This window comes from Phocaeicola sp. RTP21198st1_B8_RTP21198_201120 (assembly GCF_040929485.1).
GTDB lineage: Bacteria > Bacteroidota > Bacteroidia > Bacteroidales > Bacteroidaceae > Phocaeicola > Phocaeicola dorei.
The window spans coordinates 1-634 of record NZ_JBCOCI010000318.1; the positions used below are offsets into that span (position 1 = coordinate 1).

1 pseudogene is annotated in these 634 nt (G+C 40.4%); it reads right to left on the reverse strand.

What is annotated here, in order from left to right:
• A pseudogene (locus AB5935_RS25845) lies at positions 1-634 on the reverse strand (SusC/RagA family protein); the annotation flags it as partial.

A 634-nucleotide genomic window follows, 5' to 3' on the forward strand; every position in this document is an offset into this window, starting at 1 on the left:
GTATAACGGCCATCATACGAATAGGTTGCATTGGCAAAACCTGCTACACTCCTTGTTGTGGTATGGTTTAATCCATAATAATTTTCACCGGACTCAATACCTTTCTTGAAAAATTCATATACGTACGATGGAATTTCGCCCATTGTATATTGCATTCCCCATCCTTGAAAATAATTCTGCATGCGTTTTAAATCATTCACCTCCATACCAGCGAAAAGATTGGTTATATGCTTTTCTGCAAATAAATGATTCCAGGATGCTGTGGCACGAAAGTCTACTCCCAGCATGCGATAGTCCTTACGCTGGTAAATACCGCCTTCCGGCAGTATGCTGATGGGTAAAGCATAAGGATTGTCGGGGTTGGTGTAGAGTAAATTATTGTTGTCACGAATAGTGGCGTCATCCATTCCTGTGCGATATGCTGTTGCCTGATTCGAGTGGTCTTTAATATTATGTTCTTGCGAAGAAGCTTGATATCTGACTGCTCCTAATGCGCTAAGCTCTAATTCTGGAAGTGCTTTCCATTTTACTTCTCCTTGGAATTTAACGTCAACTACGTTTAAGTCCATATAATTGTTATCCAATTCATGAAGGATATTGAATGGTGCGTAGTTAGCTGTATAGTTGACTGCCG